This is a genomic window from Dongia rigui (assembly GCF_034044635.1).
GTDB classification, from domain to species: domain Bacteria; phylum Pseudomonadota; class Alphaproteobacteria; order Dongiales; family Dongiaceae; genus Dongia; species Dongia rigui.
Window position 1 is genome coordinate 58,250 of sequence record NZ_JAXCLX010000005.1, and the last position, 19,879, is coordinate 78,128.

14 protein-coding genes are annotated in these 19,879 nt (G+C 63.8%); 6 read left to right on the plus strand and 8 right to left on the minus strand.

What is annotated here, in order from left to right; all coding sequences use genetic code 11:
- Positions 1-60: 60 nt before the first annotated feature.
- A complete protein-coding gene (gene recJ / locus SMD31_RS21230; protein ID WP_320502945.1) occupies positions 61-1,842 on the plus strand; it encodes a single-stranded-DNA-specific exonuclease RecJ in 1,782 nt (593 codons plus the stop codon).
- A 73-nt stretch (positions 1,843-1,915) separates the two neighbouring features.
- Entirely contained in the window at positions 1,916-2,770 is an 855-nt protein-coding gene (locus tag SMD31_RS21235; protein WP_320502946.1) for a hypothetical protein, read from the plus strand.
- Positions 2,771-2,791: 21 nt separating this feature from the next.
- Here SMD31_RS21235 and SMD31_RS21240 read toward each other — a convergent pair whose 3' ends face one another.
- The 7 genes from SMD31_RS21240 to SMD31_RS21270 all read right to left on the minus strand — a co-directional run bounded on the left by SMD31_RS21240 (position 2,792) and on the right by SMD31_RS21270 (position 9,273).
- Complete coding sequence (locus SMD31_RS21240; protein WP_320502947.1) at positions 2,792-3,367, minus strand: DUF2062 domain-containing protein; 576 nt, start codon at positions 3,365-3,367, stop codon at positions 2,792-2,794.
- Positions 3,368-3,377: 10 nt separating this feature from the next.
- Positions 3,378-4,805 carry a glutamine synthetase family protein gene (locus SMD31_RS21245; protein WP_320502948.1) on the minus strand — a complete coding sequence of 476 codons (1,428 nt, stop codon included), beginning with the start codon at positions 4,803-4,805 and terminating at the stop codon, positions 3,378-3,380.
- Between the two features lie 74 nt (positions 4,806-4,879).
- A complete protein-coding gene (locus SMD31_RS21250; RefSeq protein WP_320502949.1) occupies positions 4,880-5,485 on the minus strand; it encodes a DUF2062 domain-containing protein in 606 nt (201 codons plus the stop codon).
- 8 nt (positions 5,486-5,493) lie between these two features.
- Positions 5,494-6,048, minus strand: a complete 555-nt coding sequence (locus SMD31_RS21255; protein ID WP_320502950.1) for a DUF2062 domain-containing protein — start codon at positions 6,046-6,048, stop codon at positions 5,494-5,496.
- A 104-nt stretch (positions 6,049-6,152) separates the two neighbouring features.
- Positions 6,153-6,815 carry a GntR family transcriptional regulator gene (locus SMD31_RS21260; protein WP_320502951.1) on the minus strand — a complete coding sequence of 221 codons (663 nt, stop codon included), beginning with the start codon at positions 6,813-6,815 and terminating at the stop codon, positions 6,153-6,155.
- Between the two features lie 161 nt (positions 6,816-6,976).
- Complete coding sequence (locus tag SMD31_RS21265; protein ID WP_320502952.1) at positions 6,977-8,548, minus strand: adenylate/guanylate cyclase domain-containing protein; 1,572 nt, start codon at positions 8,546-8,548, stop codon at positions 6,977-6,979.
- Positions 8,549-8,799: 251 nt separating this feature from the next.
- Positions 8,800-9,273: a hypothetical protein gene (locus tag SMD31_RS21270; RefSeq protein WP_320502953.1), complete on the minus strand. Its 474-nt coding sequence runs from the start codon at positions 9,271-9,273 to the stop codon at positions 8,800-8,802.
- A 150-nt stretch (positions 9,274-9,423) separates the two neighbouring features.
- Here SMD31_RS21270 and SMD31_RS21275 point away from each other — a divergent pair, with 150 nt between their 5' ends.
- From SMD31_RS21275 to SMD31_RS21290, 4 genes are all read left to right on the plus strand, one after another.
- Entirely contained in the window at positions 9,424-10,116 is a 693-nt protein-coding gene (locus tag SMD31_RS21275) for a hypothetical protein (RefSeq protein WP_320502954.1), read from the plus strand.
- 12 nt (positions 10,117-10,128) lie between these two features.
- The gene (locus tag SMD31_RS21280) at positions 10,129-10,785 is read left to right on the plus strand and encodes a response regulator transcription factor (RefSeq protein ID WP_320502955.1); all 657 of its coding nucleotides are present in this window, start codon (positions 10,129-10,131) and stop codon (positions 10,783-10,785) included.
- Positions 10,782-12,131 (plus strand): ATP-binding protein, encoded by a 1,350-nt coding sequence (locus SMD31_RS21285; protein WP_320502956.1) that lies wholly within the window; start codon positions 10,782-10,784, stop codon positions 12,129-12,131. Before SMD31_RS21280 ends, SMD31_RS21285 begins: the two co-directional genes overlap by 4 nt.
- A 366-nt stretch (positions 12,132-12,497) precedes the next feature.
- Positions 12,498-18,569, plus strand: a complete 6,072-nt coding sequence (locus SMD31_RS21290) for a calcium-binding protein (protein ID WP_320502957.1) — start codon at positions 12,498-12,500, stop codon at positions 18,567-18,569.
- 39 nt (positions 18,570-18,608) lie between these two features.
- Here SMD31_RS21290 and SMD31_RS21295 read toward each other — a convergent pair whose 3' ends face one another.
- Complete coding sequence (locus tag SMD31_RS21295; RefSeq protein WP_320502958.1) at positions 18,609-19,760, minus strand: trans-sulfuration enzyme family protein; 1,152 nt, start codon at positions 19,758-19,760, stop codon at positions 18,609-18,611.
- Positions 19,761-19,879 lie beyond the last annotated feature (119 nt).

The following is a 19,879-nucleotide window of genomic DNA, read 5'->3' on the forward strand; positions in this document are numbered from 1 at the left end:
CGCCCTAAAAGCCCCTCGCCCCTTTGGGGAGAGGGGTTGGGGTGAGGGGTTCTTGAGCCAATGACCACAACCGAAGCCTTCCTCGGCGTCGCGCGCTCGGCCTGCGGGCGGCTCTGGCGGCAACGCCCTTATGACGATCGCTTGGGCCTCGCCATCGCCCAGCGCGAGGGCGTGCCTGAGCTCATTGGCCAGCTGCTGGCCTCGCGCGGCCAGACGATCGACAGTGCCGCCGCCTATCTCACCCCGCGGCTTCGTGACCAGATGCCGGATCCGTCGCTGTTCCGCGACATGGACAAGGCGGCGACGCGCATTGCCGATGCCATCGCCGGCAATGAGCAGATGGCGATCTTCGGCGATTACGACGTCGACGGCGCCACCTCATCCGCCTTGCTGCTGCGTTTCTTCGCGGCGGTGGGCGCCAAGGCGCCAATCCTTTATGTCCCGGACCGCCTCACCGAAGGCTACGGCCCCAACGCGCCGGCGATGCGTAAGCTCAGCGATGCTGGCGCGAAGCTCGTCATCACGGTGGATTGCGGCATCACCGCCTTCGAACCCTTGGCGGCGGCCAAGGATGCCGGCCTCGATGTCGTCGTGGTCGATCATCACGTCGCAGAACCCCGCCTTCCCGTGGCGCATGCCGTGGTCAATCCCAATCGCCTCGATGAGGCGCCGGGCTATGGCCAGCTGGCCGCCGTCGGTGTCGCCTTCCTCGTGGTGGTCGCCACCAACCGCGTGTTGCGCACACGCGGCTATTACACCGACAGCCGCATTGAGCCCGACCTCATGCAATGGCTCGACATCGTGGCCTTAGGGACAGTGGCCGACGTGGTGCCCTTGACCGGCATCAACCGCGCGCTGGTGGCGCAAGGGTTGAAGGTCATGGGCGGGCGCCAGAATATCGGCCTCAATGCCTTGTCGGATGTGGCGCGCATCAATGAACGGCCCAGCGCCTATCATGCGGGTTTCCTGCTGGGGCCGCGCGTCAATGCCGGCGGCCGCGTCGGGCGCTCCGATCTCGGTGCCCGCCTCCTCTCCAGCAACGACGCCGAATTCGCACGCGAAATCGCCGCCGAACTTGATGCCCTCAACACCGAGCGCCGCGACATCGAAACCCGCGTGCTCGATGCCGCCATCATGACGGCCGAAGCTCATGCCGCGGAAAGCCCCTATCTCATCTTCGCCTGCGGCGAAAACTGGCATCCCGGCGTCATCGGCATCGTCGCCGGCAGGCTGAAGGAACGCTACCAGCGCCCCGCTTGCGTGGTGGCGGTCGAGAACGGCATCGGCAAGGGCTCCGGCCGGTCGGTCGGCAATCTGCATCTCGGCAACGCCATCATCGCCGCACGCGAGGCCGGTATCCTCACCAAGGGCGGCGGCCACGCCATGGCGGCGGGCTTCGAGGTCGACCAGGCGCGTCTGCGCGATCTGCAGACCTTCCTGCAGCAGCGCTTCGACACCGACATGAAAGGCGAAGCCCTGATGCCGGTGCTCGATATCGACGCGGCACTCCAGCCCCGGGGTGCTACCACCGATCTCCTCAACATGCTGGAACGCATGGGCCCGTTCGGCGCCGGCAACGCGGAACCACGCTTCGTCTTCCCCAATGTGCGCCTCGCCTTCGCCGATGTGGTGGGCGGCGCGCATCTCCGCCTCCAGCTCGAAGGCGCCGACGGCGCCAGGTTGAAGGCCATCGCCTTCCGCTGCCTCGACACGGAACTAGGTGCACGCCTCACCAGCGCCCGCGGCATGCGCCTCCACCTCGCCGGCCACCTCCGCCGCGACACCTGGCAAGGCCGCGACAACGTCCAACTCATCGTCGAAGACGCGGCGCTGGCAGGGTAGGCGCGGCGGACATCGCGGAAATGGCACACGGTTTGCGTGTACGGCGTCATGTCGCCAAACCGGAGGCCGTTTCATGTACGTGTCCAACTCCAGTGCCTATCATCTCATTTCTGGCCGGAATGGCGCAGTCGGAGCCACGGATAGTGGCTTTGCCGACCATTTGGCGTCAGCATACGCCGCCGCAAACGACCACGGCGTTGCTGATCCCGACCCGGTCAATGCGGCAGCTCTTGTGGCGGCAAGGCAGGCGGTGGCGGAACAGAAGTCCTGGATAGAGGGCAATTTTCGCCGCTCGAGCCGTGACCTCGCGGCGTCATTACCCGATGCCGATCGTGAAAAGCTGCAGATACTCGTGGATGAGGGCAAAATCAGCTGGGCCGAAATCGACGCCGGGTTCGACACCTGGATCAAGCAGGTGACGGCCTACCAGCTTGCGACGGACGGTGCGTCACTCGACAAGATGCCGGCCGATTGGAAGGCGCGGAAAGATGCCTGGGATGTCTACCAGAATTGGGATATGGCCCGGCGCGAAGGTCGAGCGGCAATCTCGGTTCGATACGGCGAAAAAGTTGCCGAACTGATGGCGGCCGATCCGGGCCCGACGGAAGGCACCGATACCGACCCACAGGCGACGGCAAAGCTCCTCGCCCGCCAGGGCGTCCTCGACAGATATCGACAGATCATGGACCAGGAACTCGCCAGCCTCGACGAACGCCTTGGCGCACAGCCACCTCGACCTAACGCTTTGCCTGTCGGTTTCAATCCCTACGAAATGGCGCAGTTCGAAGCGCGCCTCTCACCTGCTGACAAGATCGCTGCGGCCAAACTTGAAGGCATGGACTTCAATCTTTCCGACGCCCTCAAGGATGCCATCGACCACCTCGCCAGCGAGATCGTCGCTAATGTTGCTAGGCTGGCGGGAGACTGATATCGGCCGATTGGTGCGGAGTTACTGTCGGCGTGCCCTTCGCGCCGCCTTCTCCCGCCGATACGCCTCGACGAACTTGAGACTCCCCCAATAGCCCAGGCCGCCCACCAGTGCCGCCCACGGAATGCTGCCCACCAGCATGGTGAGGCCCCAGTCTTCGAGGAGGATCTTGGCGAGCAGTTCGGCGTTTTGCAGCAGGGTGCGGTCACCTTCGTGGAGGTCGCGGGCGAGGAGGGCGAAATCGGCGTAGCCGGAGAGATGGCCCCAATGGCCGAACATCATCTGCCCGGTGACATAGAGCAGGTAATAGATCGGCACGGCGGTGAGCGGGTTCGAGGCCCAGGTCCAGGCCAAGGCGAGGATCAGGCTGAAATGGAGTTTAGGCGCCCGCGCCGTCGCCGCCCACAAGGCGCCGGCAATGAGCGTGTGGAGGCCAATGGTCGGCGTGAAGGCGAGGATGAGGCCCAAAGCCGTGCCGCGGGCGGCGAATTGCGGCGGGTGGTTTGAGCGCAACAGCGGCAGCACCAGCTTGTGACGCAGCAGGCGATAGAGCCCGTTGCGGTTCCGGCTGCTGTGGTTGTGCTTGCGCCGGCTCACAGAGGGCTGCTCACAGATACCAGTCGTATTCCCGCGGGCTGATCGCGTCGTAGAATTTTTCGAGCTCCGCCAGGCGCGCATCGACATAGAGGTCGAGGCATTCCTTCTCGATATACTGGGGCAGGATCTTCGCCTTCGCGAGATGGGCGAGGGCGGGGGCAAATTTGAAGGGAATGCGCGGATCGGCCGGGCGCTTGAAATCGCCGGTCTCGGCGGGCTTGCCCGGATCGATCTCGTTCTCGATCCCGTAGGCGATGCCGGCCAGAATCGCCGCCATGGCGAGATAGGGGTTGGCATCGGCGCCGGCAACGCGGTGCTCGATACGCCGCGCCTTGTTGCCGCCGGCGGGAATCCGGAACGCGACGGTGCGGTTGTTATGGCCCCATTCCGGGCTCATCGGCACGTTGTTGCCGGCCACGTAACGGCGGCTGGCATTGGGGTTGGCGCCGAAGATCGCCATGCTTTCCGCCATCGTCGCCTGTAGCCCGCCGATGGCATGACGCAGCAGGGCCTCGCCCTTCGCCCCCGTCTCACCGAAGAGGTTCTTCCCGGCCTTGTCGATCAGGCTCACATGCACATGCATGCCGCTGCCGGCGGCGTGGAGGAAGGGCTTCGACATGAAGGTGGCGTTGTAGCCGAGCTCGCGCGCCGTCCCCTTGATGCAGCGCTTCAAAAGCACCGCGTTGTCGCAGGCGGCGACCGCGTCCGGCTGGTGCTTCAAATTGATCTCGAATTGTCCGGGCGAATATTCGGTGATCGCGGCCGAGGCCGGAATCCCTTGCGCCTCGGCATGGTGGGCAGCGCGCCGGATGAAGGTCGCATAGGCGTCGAGATCGTCCATGCTATAGGGCTGCTTCGATGTCTCGACCAGGCCCGTCACCGGATTCTTCGGCGGCATCGGCGTGCCACCCGCATCGCGGGCGGGATCGAGCAGATAGAATTCCAGCTCCACCGCCACCATCGGGATGACGCCCAGTTTTTCCAGCCGCGCCAGCGTGCCTTGAAGGGCCGCGCGCGGGCAGTATTTCGACGGGTTGCCGGCGTTGCTTTCGCCCTTGATGAAGGGGTCATGCATCTGGAGGAGGACCTGCGCCGTCGGATGATCGGCCCAGGGCACGGGGGCGAGGCGCCCGGGAATCGGCCGCGCCGTGCCGTCGGGATCGCCCATCGCTTCCGAGCGTCCGCCGGGATCGAGATCGTCGCCGGTCGGGTCGAGGAAGAGGAGGCAGCGCGGCATCTCGACGCCGCTCTCCCAGATCTTGCGCGCTTCGCCCACGGGGAAACGTTTGCCGCGCAGGAAACCGTTCATGTCATGGACGAAAACATCGACTTCCGACGTCTTGGGATAGCGTTTCAAGAAAGCATCGAACTCAGCCGTGCTGGTTGTCGTCGCATTCTTCTTCGCTGCCGCAAGCTTCGTTGCCGGTGTCCTGGCCATGATGGTTAATACCCGCAAGTTGAATCCGGGGCGACCCTAGCCACAGCAAGGTGATGAATCAAGCCAAGCCAGCTTTACGCCAGATCGGGGTGGGTGCGGCGATGGCGCTTCTTCATCCGTTCGGCACGGGCATGGCGATAGGCGCGCACGAATTTGAGGGTATAGCGATAGCTGAGCCAGCCGAGGCCGAACGCCCAAGGGAGCGACCCCACCAGCATGGTGACGCCCCAATCGAGGATCAGCACCCGTGCCAGCGCTTGCATCTGCTGGAGCGCCGAAAGCTCGGCGGTGAAGATGCCGTCCCACATCGCCCGAAAATCGGCAAAGCCGGAGAGGCGGTTCCATTGCCCGAACATGACCTGCCCGGTCAGATAGAAGACGTAATAGCAGGGGATGGCGGTGAAGGCATTGGTGACCCAGGTCCAGGCGATGGCGAGGAGCACGTTGAAATCAAGCCGCGGCGTACGGCGCAGCAGAAACCAGGTGATCAGCACCAACGGCGTCTGGATCCCGACCGAGGGGGTAAAGGCCCAGAACACGCCGACGAAGGAACCCCTGGCCGCATGCTGGGGCGAATGGCGGCTGCGCATCATCGGGATGGCGAGGCGATAGCGCAGCATGCGCGCAAGACGCTGCCACAGGGTCCGGGGGGATTGGAGGCGGGTTTTTACCTCCGGCATTGCAGAAGTCATCGCCCCAATTTGGGCTGCAGCCCGGCCGGGCGCAAGGGCCGGCGATGCCGCAGATAGGCGCTGGCCGTGACATATCCGATACCTGCCATGACCAGCGCCCAGGGAAGCGCGCCCAGCCACAAGGTGAGGCCCCAATCACCAAGGACCCGCGTCAGCCGCTCCAGCCAGGAAATGTCGGCGGCCTGCAGCGATGCAAAGGCCGTGCGAAAACTCTGAAAGTTCATCAGCTCACCGGGGCCATCCTGCAGCAATCGCCCGGTCAGGTAGAAGCCGAAATAGAGCGGCAGGGTCACCAGCGCATTGGTGAGCCAGGTGAAGGCCAGGCCGATCACCAGCGTGAAATCGAGGCGCAGAACATGACGGGCGGTGACCCAGGTGGCGAACACCAGCGGCATGCGCAGGCCGAAGGTCGGCGTGAAGGCCCAGAACAATCCCACGGCCGTGGCGCGCGCCGCCAGTTCCGGATGCCGCCGCCCACGCAGCAGCGGCACCAGGAAAAAAAGGCGCAAGGTCCGGCGCAGCCGGGTGGTGATGTCTCTGTTGCGTCGCATCGCCCCGATCTATGCGGGGCGATGATGACAGGCTGATGTCAGAGGTGAAGCAGGGGCAGGAACGGCAGATCGCCGTCACATGCCGATCATCGCTGCTGCCCGCTTCAGCTGTGCTGCGCCTTGAGGCTGGCGATAAGGTTGGCGGCTGTCGTGCCGATATGCTCGGCCAGGAGCTTGCGCGCAGCTTCGACATCGCGCGCGCGGCAAGCATCGACCAGCGCGCGGTGCTCGCGATAGCCGCGGGCGCGGCCGGCCTGCGACAGCGCCACTTCGAGGCGCAGATAGCGGTCGATATTGTCATGCACGCGGCGCAGCAGCTTCATCGTCACCGGCCGGTCCGCCGGTAGATACATCGTCTCATGCAGCCGCCAATTGAGCTCGCCCCAGCGCTTCAATCCGTCCGGTCCCATGCTGTCGTCAATGAGCTTGTCGAGGGCTGCGAAATCGGCCGAGGTGAGGCGCGGAATGGCGCGGGTGAGGAGCTTGTCCTCCAACACCTCGCGCAGTTCGAACAATTCCTCGACCTCCTCGGCCGAGAGGGGCGAGACCACGGCGCCCTTATGCGCCACGAGGGTCACGAAGCCTTCGGCCGCCAGCTGCGAGAGCGCCTCGCGCAAGGGAATCCGGCTGACGCCGAGCTCCTTGGCCACATGTTCCTGGCGGATCGGTTCGCCCGCCACCAGCCGGCCGCTCAAGATGCGGCTGCGCAGGACCGCGGCCACTTCGTCGGCCATGGTGCGCTTCTGGATGATCGCATCGTCCGCCATGTCTGCTCCTGGCGCCTTGGTCGCACGCTTATCTTCTACTATCGCTTGTGCCTCGGGGACTCGCCGGGACGCAAGGATGATGGCGCGCGTCAGTTATTGGATATTGTATACAATAAAGCGTTCACGCCAGCAATCATTCCCTCATGCCTGCCAGCCCCGGGCTATTTTCGGGTCGGTTCGGTTTGCAGGGCAGCAAGCGCCGATTGCAGGGCGGCGCGCGCCTTGGCGGCATCGGTGATGCGGGTGAGGTCGAGATGGAGGTCGAGCCCGGCCAGTTGTTCATGCACCACCGGCGCATTCCCGGCATCGCGCAGCCCATCGACGACATAGGGCACGACCTCGCGCGGAATGCCCTTCATGGTAATCGGCGCCAGCGGGTGCGCCAGAATGAGATCCTGCGTCAGCGCATAGGTCTCATAGCTCAGCACGATCTGTCCGGCCTCGGCGATGGATTGCAGCCGCGCCGCCAGATTGGCCTCGGCACCGATGATCGTATAGTCCATGCGGTCGCTGCTGCCGAAATTGCCGACATTGCAGAAGCCGGTATTGATCCCCATGCGGACGATGAAAGGTTCTTCCGTCCCCTCCAGGCGCCATTTGGTCTTCAATTCATCGAGGCGCCGCTGCATGTCGATCGCCATCTTGAGGCAGGCGCGCGCATCCTCGGCCGGACCCTTGGTTTCCGGGTCGCCGAAGAACACCAGCACCGCATCGCCGATGAACTTGTCGAGCGTGCCGCCATGGCGCTGGGCGATCGCCGACATCTCGGTCAGGTATTCATTGAGCATGTGGGTGAGGGCCTCGGGCTGCAGCCGCTCGGTGGTTGCCGTGAAATCCTTGATGTCGGAAAAGAAAATGGTCAGGCGCTTTCGCTCGGTATGCACCACCACGTCACGCTGCCCGCTGAAGATGCTCTTGTAGATCTGCGGCGACAGATAGCGCGAGATCTTAAGCGAGACGGAGGCCAGGAAGGCGTTGGCCGATTCGAGATCGCGGTTGATGCCGCGGATGGCACGTGCCTGCTGGCGCTGCAGCAGGATGAAGCCCAACCCCGCGGCGCCGACGAAGATGAAGTAGGCAAGGAGGTATTTGAAGGCGAAGATGCTGCCGGCCAGGGATTGCGTGATGATGATTTCCTGGATGCCGCGCACATCGCCGACTTTCCAATCGGTCTTCGGGCTGTCGGGATGGCTGTTATGGCATTTGACGCAGGCAGCACCCATGACGACCGGCGTCACCAGGCGGAATGAATCGTCTAGGCCGCGCCAGGTGAAATCGGTGGCGTTCGCCGCCGTGTTGGCACGGAGTTTCTGGAGGGCATTGCGTTCGAACTCATCCATCGGGTGCTGGGCGCGGCCCTTGAACGGCAGGTCCGAGACGAAGCGATAGGTGATATTGGCCTGCTTCTCGGCGATGACGCGACCCAGTTCCAGCGACAGTGTGGCGGGAATGGGAATAGCGCCGGGAATCGTTTCGTAATTGTGCGCGACCTGGGTGGTGCCGTCCCCGGCCAGCACACGGCCCACAACATTGCTGGCATAATAGCTGCGGATGCTGCTGATGAGCGAACTCAGATCGGCCGCCTGTCGGTTGAGTGACGTCTGCGAGAGCGCCGTGAGGTCGAGCCACACGGCTAGCGGCAATCCCGCCAGCATCACCAGGACGATAAGCGCCAGCCACCCGGCACGAGTCTTTGCCGCATCCGCTGTCACGGTGCCGGTATCGCGCGTCATTTCCGCCTGCCCCCAAACATCGCATGATGCCGCGCCAGCAACCGGCGCCGCCCCGCATCATATCGGTCGGTGACTATAGGATCGCGCGCGGCGCCCCGCCAGTATCTGTGCAGTTGATCTCCGCCAACGATATATGCCTGTTAAGCCATGGGCCGAAAAAAGGGCCCGGCCATTCGGCCGAGCCCTTTATATCGAATGATGTCGCGACGTCAGCTGTCGCTCATCACCTATCACCCATCACCCATCACCCATCAATTGTCACCGCTGCCCTGATCGGGCGTGCCGTCATCGTCACCGGGCATGACCACCGGCGCGTTGGGATCGGCCGGAGCGTCACCGCTGCCCTGGTCGGGCGTGCCGTCATCGTCGCCGGATTCGCCGGACTCCCCGCCATCGTCGCTGCCGCCGGGGCCGCTGGCATTGCTGCCACCGTGTTCGCCGCCATCGTCGCTGCCGCCGCTGTCGCCGCCTTCGCCGCCGCCGCTATTGCCGCCACCACCTTCGCCGCCGCTATCGCCACCGCCGCTATCGCCGCCTTCACCGCCATCGGCATGGGCGCCGGCGGCGCTGATGTTGCCCGTCAGGCTGCGCTCAAAATTGATCGGTGCTGCGGTCAAGGCCGCAACCAGGGCCAGGGTGGCGGCGCTGCCCATCAGCAGGCGCTGGCCGATTTGGCCGATATCGGCTGGGGTGTTCTCTTGGTCGCGAATGATTTTACGCTTCATGATGCATTCCTCCTCAGTTCTGCGGCCGGATCGGCCGCTGTGACTGGGGCAGATTAGAAAGATGTAGCTGACGCCAGGCTGAGCCAGCGTTTAAGCTTGCCTTAAGGTGAAATCGGGCCTGCTACGATGCCGATCACCAGAAACCCCGTCATGAGATTGTCGACCTTGCCGCCCTATGCCGATATCCGGCCTATCAAGCGACCCGCGCGGCGGCGCCTGGCCCTTGCGACCCTGGCTTGCGCCGCCGGCATTGGCTTGCCGTGGGCGGGTGCGCGCGCCGAATGTGCAGCCGCCGCCGGGCCCAGCGGGGCGGCCGGCACCTCGGCCCTTTATGGCGCGCTGGCCAACACCGTCAGCGCCGAGCCGCTCTCGGTCGATATCGCCGCCAAGGCCATTGGCGGCACCTGCACCTGGGTCTATGAGGTGAAGGTGCTGACGGTGCAGGGCAGCGTCGCCATCCTCGATTTCGACCTGGTCGACCTCGGTCTGCGCGGTGTCGAGGGACCGCGCGAGGATCCCGAAGTGGCACGTCTTGCCAGTCGCATCAGCGAAGGGGACAAGGCATCGGATGACGCGGGCGACGATGCGGGAGATGAAGCGGGCGGGAATGCTCCGGGCGATGATTCCGGCCACGATGCCACCGGCGGCGAGGGTGGCGAAGGCGGTGATTCCGGCGGCGATTCCGGCGGCGATTCTGGTGGCGGCTCAGACGGCGGTGATTCCGGTGGGGGCGGCGAGGGCGGCTCCGGCGGTGGTTCGGGTGGTGGTGGCGAAGGTGGTTCCGGCGGTGGCGGTGGTTCTGGCGGCGGCGGTGAAGGCGGCGAGGGCGGCGGCGATGACTGAGGGGGCTCAAGGATGCGTGTCCTGATCGTCGAGGACGATGCTGAGATCCAGCGCCTGCTGGCGGCAGCGATGTCCACGGCCGGCTATGCCGTCGATCGTGCTGGGGGTGGCGAGGACGGCTTGCATCTGGGCGCCACGGAAAGCTACGACGCCATCATCCTCGATCTCGGCCTGCCGCAAATCGACGGCCTCTCCATTCTTGAACGCTGGCGCAAGGACGGCATCACCACCCCGGTCCTCATCCTGACCGCGCGCGATTCATGGACCGAGAAGGTGCGCGGCCTGCGGGCCGGCGCCGACGATTATGTCGCCAAGCCCTTCCAGATGGAGGAGGTGATCGCCCGCATTGAAGCACTCATTCGCCGCGCCAAGGGTGTGGCCTCCGCCGTGGTCAGTATCGGCCCGCTGACCCTCGACACGGCGCAAAGCATGGTCTTTCGCGACGGCCATCCGGTCACCATGACGCCGCTCGAATACCGGCTCACCGCCTATCTGATGATGCGCCGGGGTGCGGTTATTTCAAAGACCGAGATCACCGAGCACATCTACGACCAGAATTTCGACTGCGACAGCAATGTCGTCGAGGTCTTGATCAACCGCCTGCGCAAGAAACTTGGGGCCGACACGATCGAGACCCGGCGCGGGCAAGGCTATGTGTTGGCCTTATGAGACGCTGGATCGGCAACTTCTTCCCGCATTCCCTGAAGCTGCGCCTGATGGCCGCGGCGGCACTCTGGGTGCTGCCCGTCCTGGCACTCGCGGGCTTCCTGCTTGGCTGGGCCTTCCGCACCCATCTTGAAAGCCAGCTCGACGGCAAGCTCGCCGATTACCAACGCGAACTGCTGGCCGCCGCCAGCATCGACGCTGCCGGCAATCTGGTCCTGGATTACATGCCGGCCGATCCGCGCTTCTCGCGCGTCTTCAGCGGCTGGTACTGGCAGGCGGCAATCGACGGCAAGGTCGTCCGCCAATCGACCTCCGCCGGACCGATGGGCGCCGGCGCCCTCGGCCTGCTCTCGCCCGAGGGCGGCATCACCGAGCTCTACGGCCCGGGCGAGCGGGAGTTGCGCGTCTACCGCCGCGATGTAACCTTGCCAGGGAGCAGCGGGCCGGTCGCCATCGTGGTCGCCGCCCCTTGCGACGAGCTCGAAGCGGACATGGCGCAGTTCGCCACCCATATCGTCGTCATCATGGCGACGCTGGGGCTCACATTCCTCTTCGCCATCTATCTGCAGGTCGGCTTCGGCCTGCGCCCGCTCAGTTACCTGCGGCGCGAGATCGCGGCGATCCGCAACGGCCGTGCCGAGCATCTCAGCTCGACCTTCCCCGACGAAATCGCCCCGGTGGTCGCGGAGGTGAACGCCCTTATCGATCACAACCGCCAACTCATCGACCGCGCCCGCAACGAAGCCGGCAATCTCGCCCACGCGCTGAAGAACCCGTTGTCCGTGCTGTCGCATGAAATAGCGGCACTCGAACCGGAACGGCGCGCCGTTCTCAGCGCCCAGATCGATTCGATCAGCGGCCAGGTTGAACGCATCTTGCACCGTATCCGCACCGCCGGACCCTCGGCCGGCAACACCCGCGTCGAGCTCAGCGAAATCGCCGACGACCTCACCTTCTCATTGGGCACCATCTATCGCGAGCGGCGCCTGGACCTGCGCTTCGAGATTGCACCTGGCGCGGTCTTTGCCGGCGACCGGGGTGATCTGGTCGAAATCCTTGGTAATCTCTGCGACAACGCCTGCAAATGGGCGCGTTCACGCGTCACCGTCCATGCGAGCCCGCAGGGCGGCCGCCTCGCCCTGGCGGTGGAAGATGACGGGCCGGGCATCGCAGCCAAGGAGCGCGAAACCGTGCTGGCCCGCGGCCAACGTCTCGACGAGCGGGTCCCCGGTTCCGGCCTCGGCCTCGACATCGTGCGCGAGATCGTCACCCTTTATCGCGGGCAGCTAAACCTCAGCGACAGCACCCTCGGCGGCCTCCGCGTTGAGCTCGACCTCCCGGCCGCCTGAGGTCTGGTCAGCATTTGCCGAGTGTCGGCAAATATAGTGTGTAGATACACATTATAGACTTGGCGCGCGTAACGCGCTGAAACTACCCCATTTGGCCGCCAAGTACCTTGCTTGGACTGAAAAATATCAATTTTCTCAATTTATTATTGCTGCTTTGACGCTGCGGAAAAAAGTAGCGCAAGGGGCGGCCCACAATCGTTCCTCCCGGTGATGGGTCTCGCATTTAGCTTCTGATTACCAACTTTTTATGATGACAGTTGGTCACTATGTGATAACCCTCACAGCCATTCGCGGCCGCCCCGCAGTACCTCTTTCCGGGAAGCCGCCGCGTCGGCAGGCAGCTGGCATCAAAGAGGATCGACGAAAATGGCGCTCACCGCACAAAACGATTACGACCGCGCCCTCGACGGGATCGCCACGGGCAATGTCCTCACCGGTGTCGGCACGCAAGGCGGTGTCAACGGCCGCGACGCTGGCGTGGGGCTCTCGGTTCAATCCATCGCCATCAACGGCAACGGCGTCGATATTCCAGCGGGCGGCAGCCTCACCTTCGGCGGCAATTACGGCACGCTCACCATTTTTGCCAACGGCAATTACAGCTATCAACGCACCGCCCCGAATGTATGGGCCAATGACATCTCCGGCCTCGAAGAACATTTCACCTACACGGTGAAGGATTCGGCCGGAAATACCCTGCCGGTCTCGTTTGATCTGTTCCTGCAATCCGACATCTCGACCGTCTACAACGTGGCGACGCAGACACATAATGGCACCGGCTTCGACGATTTCATCGATGCCGAGGGCCTGGTGGGCAAGGTCGATGGCGGCGCGGGGCAGGACCGCATTTTCGGCGGCGCCGGATCCAACTACCTCCTCGGTGGGGCCGGCAACGACTACCTCCTCGGTGGCGGCTGGGACGATACGCTCGACGGCGGTGCTGGTGCCGATAAGCTCGACGGTGACGTCGGCAACGATACCGCAAGCTATGCCAGCGCAAAGGCTGCCGTCACTGTCAATCTCGCCGATGCGCTGCAGAACACCGGCGATGCCGCCGGTGACACCTATGTCAGCATCGAGAATCTGGACGGCAGTGCCTTCAACGACGTCCTTACCGGCGACGATAAGAACAACACGATTCGCGGCATGGCCGGCAACGACATCCTGGATGGCGGCGCCGGGAATGACGTGCTGGAAGGTGGTGCGGGCGCCGACGATCTGCGCGGTGGCGATAGCGTTTACGATCTCGCCAGCTATGCCGGTTCCAAGGCGGGTGTCGAGGTCAACCTCGGCACGGGTCTGTTCAAGGGCGGCGATGCCGCCGGCGACAAGGCGACCGGCATCGAAGGGCTGATCGGCAGCGACTTCAACGACAAGCTGACCGGCAGCGCCGACTCCAACTACCTCTACGGCGGCAAGGGTGACGATATCCTGCGTGGCGGCGGCGGCACGCTGGACGTGCTCTATGGCGAGGACGGCAACGACCTGATGATGGCCGGCGCTGACCGTGAGCAATTCATCGGTGGCGAGGGCATCGACACCGTGAGCTATGCCGAATACAGCGGCGATATCGAGATCGACCTCACGGACATCAATGGCCTCAAGAGCACCTCCTGGGCGAAATTCGACACCTTTGCCGAGATCGAATGGATCCAGTTCGGTGCCGGTAACGACGTCCTCGTCGGCGATGGCGGCGACAATGGCGTCAAGGGTGGTGCCGGCAATGACAAGCTCTCCGGCGGCATCAACGATGACAAGCTCTATGGTGAGACCGGCAACGACACGCTCAATGGCGATCAAGGCGATGACGTGCTCGATGGCGGCATCGGCAACGATACGCTCTCCGGCGCTACCGGCAATGATCTGCTCTATGGTGGTGATGGCGACGACAAGCTCTCGGGCGGGGACGACAATGACGCGCTCCATGGCGGGGCCGGCAATGACGAGCTCGGCGGCGGCAATGGTGCCGACAACATCTATGGCGATGCCGGGACCGACAAGATCGATGGCGGCGATGGCGACGACACGGTCAATTTCGCGGACTCGACGGCCGCTGTCACGATCGACCTCGTCAACGGCGCTCTTAATGCCGGCGATGCCAAGGGTGATACCTACCTCAATATCGAGCGCTATGTGCTCAGCCGCTTCAATGACAAATTCTACGGCGCCGGCGGCAACGATATCGCCTCGGCGGGCGACGGCAATGATATCATCGACGGCCGCGACGGTGACGACACGCTGGATGGCGGCAATGGCACGGACCAGGTCCTGGGTGGCATCGGCAATGACAGCCTCTATGGCAATAGCGGCAACGATACGCTCGATGGTGGTGCCGGCAACGACACGCTGGAAGGCGGCGATGGCGACGACAAGCTGACGGGTGGCGAGGGCGACGACGCGTTCGGGGGCGGCGACGGTCGAGATACGATCGACGGTGGTGCCGGCAATGATTCGCTTGATGGCGGCCGCGGTGATGACAAGCTGTCCGGCGGTGACGGCGAAGATAGCCTGTTCGGTGGTGAAGACAACGATACGCTGGATGGTGGTGCCGGCAACGACAGGCTGAACGGATTCTACGGCAATGACGTAATCAATGGTGGCGACGGCGATGACAATGCTGCTGGGAACGCAGGCGATGACACCATAAACGGTGATGCCGGCAGCGACTCCTTGTCGGGCGAAAGCGGCAATGATCGGCTGAGCGGCGGGATCGGCGAGGATTACCTCTCTGGCGGCGACGGCAATGACATCATCAATGGCGGCGCCGATAGCGATCACCTCTATGGCGAGGCCAACAACGATCAGTTGAATGGCGGCGCCGGTGACGATTTCATTTATGGCGAGGCCGACAACGACACGCTGCAAGGCGATCTCGGCAATGACGTGCTGGTTGGCGGCAACGGCAACGATAAGCTCGATGGCGGCGACGCCAATGATCAGCTCTATGGCGGACCGGGTGATGACGTGCTTGTTGGCGGTGCCGGTGCCGACCTCCTCTCTGCCGATGCGGAGGGCACCGACACGCTGACCGGCGGCGCCGGCGCGGATACCTTCTCCATCAACACCACGATCTTTGGCGAAGTCGCAACGATCACCGATTACAAGGCCGGCGAGGATTTCATCCTCCTGCCGAATGTCCCCAATGGGCCGGGCGATTTCGCGCAGGATCTCTATGATGCCGGCATTCGCGGCTACACCAGCGGCAACACCCTGACCATGACCTGGGGCATGGGCACCAGTTCGCTCACGGTCAAGAATTGGGCCGGCGCGCAGGTCGACAGTGTCGATTCACTGGCCTGGGCGCTGCAGCATCAGCTCGTCAACACGGGCGCCAATGCCGATTACGACCGCGTGGCAGACGGCGTCGCCGCCGGCAACGTCATCACGGGTGTCGGCACGCAAAGCGGTGCGCAGGGCCGCGATATCGGCACGGGCCTTGCCGTCACCAAGATCGCCTTCGGTGCTACCAGCATCGACGTGCCGGCGGTCGGCAATATCGCGATCGATGGCCAACATGGCACGCTCACCATCTATGCCAATGGCAGCTACAGCTACCTGCGCACCGACCCGGCCGATAGCGGTGAGGAGGATCAGTTCACCTATACGCTGAAGAACAGCGCCGGCACCCTTACCACGGCGACGCTCGATATCGCAATCCTGCCGGAAGTCCGTCTCGGTCAAACGACAACAGATTATACAACCTTCACGGCGACCGCCTTCGACGACTATGTCAACGCCGGCAACGCGCCCGGCAAGGTCGATGGGGGCGCCGGGCAGGACACCATCGTCGGCGGCAATGGCAGCAACCATCTGCTGGGCGGTGCCGGCAATGATCGATTGTTCGGCGATGCCGGCAACGATGTGCTGGATGGCGGGGCAGGTGCTGACTACCTCGATGGCGGCGCCAATATCGACAAAGCGAGCTATCTGTCGGCGAAGGCCGGCGTCACCATCGACCTCGGTAATACAGCCGCCAATACGGGCGACGCCGCTGGCGATGTCTATGTCAGTATCGAGGCGTTTGAAGGGTCGACCTTCAACGATGTTGTGCGGGGTACGGCCGGTACGGATCAGGTATTGGGCAATGCCGGCAACGACACGCTGATCGGCAATGGTGGCTTCGACTATCTCTATGGCGATGCCGGCAATGACATCCTGCAGGGCGGTACCGATAACGACCGCCTGACCGGTGGTGCCGGTGCCGACCAGCTGTTCGGTGGCGATGAAACGCGCGACGAAGCCGAATACACAACGTCGAATGCCGGCGTCACCGTCAATCTCGAAACCAATGTGAATGCCGGCGGCGATGCCGCCGGCGACAAGCTCTTCGGCATCGAATCCCTGATCGGCTCGGCCTTTGGCGACAAGTTGACCGGCAACGCGGTCGAGAACTGGCTCGATGGCGGCGGCGGCAACGACGTGCTCGATGGTGGCGGTGGCAACGATACCCTCATAGGCGGCGCTGGTGACGATCTCCTCATGGCCGGGGCCGATGTTGATGCCCTCTATGGCGGCATTGGCGAAGATACGGTGAGCTATGCCGGTTACACCGGCAACATCATCATCGAACTGTCCGCCCCGATCAAGAATACCGGCTGGGCGATCGGTGACACCATCGGCACGGATGTCGAATGGATCCAGACGGGCAGCGGCAGCGACATGCTGACCGGCAGCGTCAACAATGATGGTTTCAAGGGTGGCGCTGGCATCGACTTTATCGATGGCGCCGGCGGCGACGATCGCCTGTATGGCGAGGACGGGAATGACCGCATCTCCGGTGCTGGCGGCAACGACCTCCTCGTCGGCGGCAATGGCGACGACCTCTTGGAGGGCGGCAGCAGCAACGACTTTCTTTATGGCGATGCCGGCAATGACGAGCTCAAGGGTGGCACCGGCGACGACTGGATCTTCGGCGGTGCCGGCAACGACACGCTGACCGGCGAAGCCGGCGGCGATCTTATCTCCGGCGGTGCCGGCGCCGATGCGATCGACGGCGGTGCCGATTTCGATGAGGTTACATTCGACACGGCCACGGCGGCCGTCACCATCGACCTCAAGAACAATGCGCTCAACACCGGCGACGCCAAGGGCGATACCTATCAGAACGTCGAGTCCTTTTACCTCAGCAAGTTCGCCGACAAATTCTACGGCACCGACCTTGCCGACGCCGTCATAGGCGATGATGGCAACGACATCATCGATGGACGTGGTGGCGATGACGATATTGGCGGCGGCGCCGGTGCCGACCAGCTGACAGGTGGCGACGGCAATGACGAGATCTTCGGCGATGCCGGCAATGACAAGATCGATGGCGGCGCCGGAAACGACATGATCGATGGCGGCGAGGGCGACGATCTGATCGATGGCGGCGCCGGCGAGAACAGGCTCTATGGCAGTTTAGGCAACGACAAGATCACCGGCGGCCTCGACTTCAACTACATCTATGGCGAGTTCGGCAACGACATCCTCACCGGCGGCGGGGGTAACGATTACCTCAATGGTGGTAACGATAACGACCAGATCTTCGGTGGTGGCGGCAACGACACAATCGAGGGTGGCGCCGGCAACGACATCGTCCAGGGTGGCCTCAGCGTTGACACAATCTATGGCGGGTCCGGCACCGATACGCTGTCCGGCAATGAGGGCAACGACACGCTGTGGGGCGATGCCGGCGATGACAAGCTGGATGGCGGTGCCGGCAACGACATCATCCATGGTGGCGATGGCAATGACGTCATCATCGGTGGTGCCGCCAACGAAACTGTCTCCAACGAGCTGCTGGGCGATGAAGGCAACGACACGATCACGGGTGCCGGCGGCAACGATTACATGGTCGGCGGCGACGGCAACGACATGTTGACCGGCAATGCCGGCAATGACGATCTTTATGGCAATGCCGGCATTGACGTGCTGAATGGCGGTGACGGCGACGACGATCTCTATGGCGGTGGCGGCAACGATACGCTCAGCGGCGGGGCCGGCAATGACGTGCTCCAGGGCGAAGGCGGCGGCAACAAGATGGATGGCGGTACCGGCGATGACTATCTCTTCGGCGGCGATGGCAATGACGTCATCATCGGCGGCACCGGCAACGACCTGCTTTATGGCGGCGAAAGCGGAATCGACACGCTGACCGGCGGTGCCGGTGCCGACGATATCTATATCGGCACCAACGACACCGGCACGGTCACGGTCACCGATTTCAAGTTCGGCGAGGACAGCATCGCCTTCTACGATGTGGTGGACGGTGCCGCCGGCGATGACCTCCAGGATTTGATGGAGGCGGGTTTCCACGCCAGTTCCAATGGCACGACCTTGACCATCACCTGGCATGACGGCGAGTCGCAGGCGATCTTCAAGGGGTGGACCGGCGGCCAGGTCGATGGCATCGACTCACTGGGCGCGGCCCTTGGCGATTTTCTCATTGTGCATCCCGCCTGAAGCGGGGTGCGCGCACCCTGCAGGGGCTGGTTCTGCCTATCATCCCAAGGCATTGCCGCCTTTGAGGGCCTGGTCGAGATCGTCATAGAGATCGCCGGCATCCTCAAGCCCCACCGACAGGCGCAAGAGATCGCCGGGAACCGGGCTCCCCGGCCCCTCGATACTGGCGCGGTGTTCGATCAGGCTCTCGGTGCCACCCAGTGATGTCGCGCGCTGCCACAAGCCGACGCGCGCCGCCGTCGCCTTGGCGGCCTCGGTCCCTGCCTTGACGCGCACCGACAGCATGCCGCCGAAGCCGCCCTGCATCTGCGCCTTGGCGATCTCATGGCCAGGAAAGCCGGGCAGGCCCGGATAAAGCACGTCCGATATCGCCGGATGCTGCGCCAGGCGCTGCGCCAGTGTCAGCGCCGTCGCCGCCTGCTGCCGCACCCGGGGAAAGAGCGAGCGCATGCCGCGCAGCAGCAGCCAGGCGTCGACCGATCCCGGGATGGCGCCCAGTTGATAGCGCACCTGGATGATACGCTCCCATGCTGCGTCCTTTTCCTTCGTCACCAAGGCACCGGCGCAAAGGTCGGAATGACCGTTGAGATATTTGGTCGCCGAATGCATGACGATATCGGCACCCAGCTTCAGCGGTTGCGTAAAGACCGGCGTCGCCACGGTGGAATCGACCGCAAGGCGCGCACCGGCTGCGTGGGCAATCCTCGCGGCAGCGGCAATGTCAGTCACCGACCACAGCGGATTGCCCGGCGTCTCGATCCAGACCAGCTGCGTTTTCCCCGGCCGCATTGCCTGGCGCAGTGCCGCAAGATCGCGCATATCCACCAGGGTTACCTCGATGCCCCATTCCGTGGCATAGGTCAAAAGCCAGTTGCGGAGCGACCAATACATCAACTGCGGTGCGACGACATGGTCGCCTGGCTTCAACGCCATGAAGACCGATGTGGCCGCCGCCATGCCGGAGGCGAGGAGCGCCGCTGCCGCCCCACCTTCAAGTTTGGCAAGCAGGGCTTCCGCCTGTTCGAAGGCCGGGTTCTGGTCGCGGATATAGGCGCGCTCCGTGCCATAATCCGGCGTGCGCAGGAAGGTGCTCGACATATGAATGGGCGGGTTGATGGCCTGCGTCGATGCATCGACCCATCCCAACCCTTGCGCCGTCAAGCTCTCCGGCCGCCAGTCCCGCTCCTGCATCGTCCCGCTCCTTCACATGAAATGCGGGCGCAAGAGTGCGGAGTCATCGGCTTGTCCGCAAGTCCTCAAGAGGCCTTAGGCAACGGATACCGGTCATGCGCCTTTCTCAACCGCCTGGG